This window comes from Modestobacter sp. SYSU DS0875 (assembly GCF_054050915.1).
In genome coordinates this window covers 1-5,035 of the sequence record NZ_JBJHAH010000054.1, presented here as the reverse complement: position 1 = coordinate 5,035, position 5,035 = coordinate 1, and the positions used below count along the sequence as shown (strand labels likewise).

3 protein-coding genes are annotated in these 5,035 nt (G+C 75.8%); all 3 read right to left on the bottom strand.

What is annotated here, in order from left to right:
* Window positions 1–51 precede the first annotated feature (51 nt).
* Window positions 52–1,272, bottom strand: a complete 1,221-nt coding sequence (gene chvE, locus ACI79Y_RS19505; RefSeq protein ID WP_457160079.1) for a multiple monosaccharide ABC transporter substrate-binding protein — start codon at window positions 1,270–1,272, stop codon at window positions 52–54.
* A gap of 156 nt (window positions 1,273–1,428) precedes the next feature.
* Window positions 1,429–3,963: an FtsX-like permease family protein gene (locus ACI79Y_RS19500; RefSeq protein WP_457160078.1), complete on the bottom strand. Its 2,535-nt coding sequence runs from the start codon at window positions 3,961–3,963 to the stop codon at window positions 1,429–1,431.
* Window positions 3,960–4,748: an ABC transporter ATP-binding protein gene (locus ACI79Y_RS19495; RefSeq protein WP_457160077.1), complete on the bottom strand. Its 789-nt coding sequence runs from the start codon at window positions 4,746–4,748 to the stop codon at window positions 3,960–3,962. Before ACI79Y_RS19495 ends, ACI79Y_RS19500 begins: the two co-directional genes overlap by 4 nt.
* Window positions 4,749–5,035: the final 287 nt, after the last annotated feature.

The window sequence follows — 5,035 nt, the reverse complement described above, 5'->3', positions numbered from 1 at the left end:
CCGGGTCCGGCGGCGTGCCGCCGGACCCGGCCGTGGTGCAGGCTCGAGAGGTCAGTCGGTCTGACCGGCGGCGACCTCGTCGGCGGTGTAGTAGCCGGAGTCGATCAGGACCGGCTGGATGTCGTCCTGGTAGACGGTCTCCACCGGGAGCAGGTACGCCGGGACGATCTTCTGGCCGTTGTCGTAGGTCTCGGTGTCGTTGGCCTCCGGCTCCTCACCCTCGAGGTAGGCCTCGGCGGCGGCGACGGCCTGCTCGGCCAGCAGCCGGGTGTCCTTGAAGACCGTGGAGTCCTGGACGCCGTCGGCGATCAGCTTGACCGAGGCGATCTCGGCGTCCTGCCCGGTGATGACCGGCATCGGCTTGGGCTGCGCGTCCTGCGTCGGGCCGTAGCCGGCGTTCTGCAGCGCGGTGATGATGCCGCGGGAGATGCCGTCGTAGGGCGAGAGGACGCCGTCGAGGACCGTGCCGTCGTTGTAGCTGGAGGTGAGCAGGTCCTCCATGCGGGTCTGCGCGGTCTCCTGCGACCAGCGCAGGGTGGCGGCCTGCTCGATGCCGGTCTGACCGGACTTCACGACCAGGGTGCCGTTGTCGATGTGGGGCTGGAGGGTGTCCATCGCGCCGTCCCAGAAGAAGTGCGCGTTGTTGTCGTCCAGCGAACCGGCGAACAGCTCGACGTTGAACGGCCCGGTGGCCTCGCCCTGCGAGCCGTCCTCGTTCAGGATCCCGAGACCGGTGAGCAGCGCGGTGCCCTGCGCGACGCCGACCTTGTAGTTGTCGAAGCTGACGTAGAAGTCGATGTTCTCGGTGTCGCGGATCAGCCGGTCGTAGCTGATCACCGGGATGCCCGCAGCCGCTGCGGCGTCCATCTGGCTGCTCAGTGCAGTGCCGTCGATCGCCGCGACGATCAGCGCGTCGGCGCCCTCGGTGATCATCTGGTCGATCTGCTGCATCTGGGTGGGGATGTCGTCGTTCGCGTACAGCAGGTTGACGTCGTAGCCGGCGTCCTCCAGCTGCTCCTCGACGTTGTTGCCGTCGGCGATCCACCGCTCGGAGGTCTGGGTCGGCATCGAGACGCCGATCGTCAGGTCCTCGGCATCCGCGTTCGCGGTGTCGTTGGTGCTGCCGGCACCCTCGCCGCCACAGGCCACCATCCCGAAGGCCAGCGCGGCCCCCAGGGCGGTCAGCTTCATCTCCTTGCGCACGTACATCTCCTCCTCGAGACGCTGCCACCACCCGAGGGGCGGCAGGCCCGCGCCTGTGCGAGCCGACACAGTGTGAGCGCTAACAACCGGGTTCCGTCAAGTCCGGTGACCCGATCGTTGTCACGGTCGGGTCACGACTCGTTCACCTGCCCGTCCCGACCGGACGCACCGCGCCCCCACCCCGTGACGTGGTGGGGGCGCAGCGGGTCGACCCGCGGGGTGGCGTCAGTCGGTGACGGTGCGCGGCGCCCTCAGCAGCGCCCGGGTGGGCAGCCAGGTGCACAGCAGCGCGACGGCGACGACGCCGCCGACCACGCCCACCCCCACCGGCCAGGGCAGGTACGGCCCGGCGCCGGTCGTGCCACGCACCGAGGGCTGCAGGGTGCCCCAGGCGATCGCCCCGCCCAGCAGCAGCCCGGCGCCGGCCACCACCAGCGCCTCGAGCCGGGCGGTGCGCAGCACCTGCCGGCGGGTCGCCCCGATCATCCGCAGCAGCCCCACCTCCCGCCGTCGGGACAAGGTGATCATCACCAGCGTGTTGGCGGCCGCGATGGTCGCGAAGCCGGCCAGCCCGGCGGCGACGACGTCGTTGAGCCAGCTCCCCTGGTCGGCAGCCGCCTGCCGCGCCTCGGCGACCACCGCGGCGTCGACCGCCTCGGTGCCCGGCCCGGCGGCCGCCCGGAGGTCGGCCAGCGCGGACTCGGTGACCGGCCCGTCGTGCCGCACCAGCAGCTGGCCCAGCAGCGGCGCGGCCGCGTGCTCGCGCACCGTCTCCACCGGCAGCAGCGCCGAAGCCACGCCCAGGCCGCGGGTGTAGACCGCGACCACCTCGGGTTCCAGAGGCGTGCCGTCGGCGGCGAAGACCTCCACCCGGTCGCCCACCGCGACGTCCAGCGAGCCGGCCAGCAGCCTGTCCAGCGCGATGGTCCCGTCGGCCGCCAGCCCGGCCAGGTCCCCGTCGCGCAGCCCCACGTCCAGGGTGCGCGACAGGTCCGTGAGGTCCCCGGCGACGCCGGCCGCGCTCGCGGGCAGCAGCTCGCCGACCGACTCGGTGACCACCTCGGTGGGCACCAGGCCGGTGGCGGCGTCGACGCCGGGCAGGGCCGCGACGTCGTCGACCACCCCGAGCGGGAGCCCGGCGCCCGGCGTGGTGAGCACCGTGTCGGCGACCAGGGCCGCCCTGGCCTGCTCCTCGGCAGCGCGCTCGGTGCTCGCCTGCAGCAGCAGCATCGTCCCGGCGAAGGCGACCGCCAGCACGACCGGCGTGATCGCCGCACCGAGCCGCCGGGTGTTCGCGCGGCCGTTGCCCGCGGCCAGCCGGCCGGGCGCACCGAACCGGTTGAGCAACGGCTGGGCGACCCGGGCCACGGCCGCCGCCACCACGGGCCCGAGCAGCCCGACGGCGAGCAGCAGGGTGAGCACCACCGTGGCAGCCAGGCCCATGCCCAGGTCGCCGGGAGCGGTGGCCGAGACGATCATCAGCGGCACACTGCCGACCAGGGCGAGCAGGCCGAGGACCCAGCGCAGCGGGCCGATCCGGCCACCGGCGAGGGTGACCTCGCGCAGCGCCTCCGCCGGTCGCACCCGGGCGGGGCGGCGGGCCGCCAGCAGCCCGGCCACCAGGGCGGCCCCGGCGACCACCGCCACGGTGACCACCAGCGCCAGCGGCCCGGTGTCCACCGCCACACCGCCGGCCAGCAGGCCGCGGTCGGCCATCGCGCCGACCAGCCAGCGGGTCAGCAGCACGCCGGGCACCAGGCCCAGCGGCGCGGCCAGCAGGGCCACCAACCCGGCCTCCACCGCCACGGTGCGGCGCAGCTGCCGAGGGGTCGCGCCGATCGCGCGCAGCAGCGCCAGCTCCCTGCCCCGCTGCTCGACGGCGAGGGAGGTGGTGGACACGACCACGAAGACCGCCACCATCAGCAGCACCCCGCCCAGCGAGCCGCCGATGGCCAGCAGGAGCTCCCGCGAGGCGCTGACCTGGACGTCCTCCACCTCACCCCGCTCGTCGCCGGTAGCCACCACCAGCCCGGTCGCGGGCTCGCGCGCACCGCGCAGGGCGTCCTCGGCCGCCGCCGCCAGCTCGGCCGTGCCGGTCCCCGCGGCGGGGAGGACGGCCAGCGCGTCGACCCGGCCGGGGTGGCCGGCCAGCGTGGGCGCCTCCGCGTCGGCGAACCAGGCACCGGCGTGCCCGGCGTCGACCAGGCCGGCGACGGTGAACGTCGCCGTGCCGGCTGCGGTGGTCAGCGGCAGCTGGTCGCCGGCCGCCAGCCCGGCAGCCCGGGCGGTGGCCCGGTCCAGCACGACCTCCCCCGCCCCCGGGGCCTCGCCGTCCGGTCCGCCCGGTCGCAGCGCGGTGCTGCTCCAGCCCCGGCCGGCCCAGTCGGGGCCGGTGGCGGCGAGCACGGCGTCGTCGGCCGGGACGACCGGGACGGCGACGTCGGCCACCACCTCCCCGACCTCGGGGAGCGCACGCAGCCGGTCGGCCAGCGCGGTGTCGACCGGGGGCCGCTGCGCGAGCGGCTGGGTCGCGGTCCAGCCGTCGTCCTGCCGCTGGGTCACCTCCCCGCCGGCGGCGACCACCACCGGAGCGACGGCGTAGCGGTCCGGCGGCGACCCGAGGGTCACCCCGGTCTGCAGCAGCAGCGCTCCGGCGGCGACGGTGGCCGAGGCGAACAGCAGCGCGACGAAGGCACCGACGAACGTGGCCGGGCGGGACCGCAGCGAGGCGCGGGCCAGGCCGTTCGGGCGCAGGCTCATCGCTCGGCGCCGGCGGCGGCCGGCGTTCCCCGGGTCAGCTCGACCATCCGGTCGGCGACCTGCTGCGCGGTCGGCCGCTCCAGCTGCGAGACGAGCCGGCCGTCGGCGAGGAAGAGCACCCGGTCGGCGGTGGAGGCGGCCAGCGGGTCGTGGGTGACCATGACGACCGTCGCCGAGAACTCGTCGACGACGCCGCGGAGCAGCGCCAGCACGTCGGCCGCCGCGCCGCTGTCCAGCGCACCGGTCGGCTCGTCACCGAAGACGACGTCGGGCTCGGTGACCAGGGCCCGGGCGATCGCCACCCGCTGCTGCTGGCCACCGGAGAGCTCCGCCGGACGGCGCCGCGCGTGGTCGGCGAGGCCCACGCGGGCCAGTGCCTCGCGGGCCGCCGGCTGCCGGGCGGGGCGCCCGGCCAGCCGCAGCGGGAGCAGCACGTTGTCCGCGGCGTCGAGGGAGGGCAGCAGGTTGAACGACTGGAAGACGAAGCCGATCCGCTCACGCCGGAGCCGGGTGAGCTCCTCCTCGCTCAGCGTGGTCAGCTCGGTCCCGCCCAGGCGCACCGAGCCGGACGTCGGGCGGTCCAGGCCGGCCGCGGTCTGCAGCAGCGTGCTCTTGCCCGACCCCGACGGGCCCATGACCGCCGTGAACGAGCCGCGGGCCATGCCCACGGTCACCCCGCGCAGGGCGTGCACGGTGGAGTCGCCCTTCCCGTAGGTGCGGACGACGTCGGTCAGCGACACCACGTCGCCGAGGTCCGCCGGGGGCGCTTCCGTCGGCAGGTCCACGTCGCTGGTCCGTCTCCGTCTGGTGATGCTCACCGGTCGCCTCCCGCTCACAGGTCTGCTGGTCACGTCGACGCCGGTGTCGCGTAGAGACTGGCGTGGAAGCGGTCGCATGACCAGACCCCTGCACCCGCCGGTCCCGGTGACCAGCGTCGTCGGGCGAGACGGCGACGGCGATCCCGCCAGCCGGTGTCCCCGGGGGGGGGGGGGGGGGGGGGGGGGGGGGGGGGGGGGGGGGGGGGGGGGGGGGGGGGGGGCGGGGGGGGGGGGGGGGGGGGGGGGGGGGGGGG

Excerpts from the sequence above, each read along its gene's own strand:
- ACI79Y_RS19500 (WP_457160078.1), bottom strand. The coding sequence starts at position 3,963 with ATGAGCCTGCGCCCGAACGGCCTGGCCCGCGCCTCGCTGCGGTCCCGC.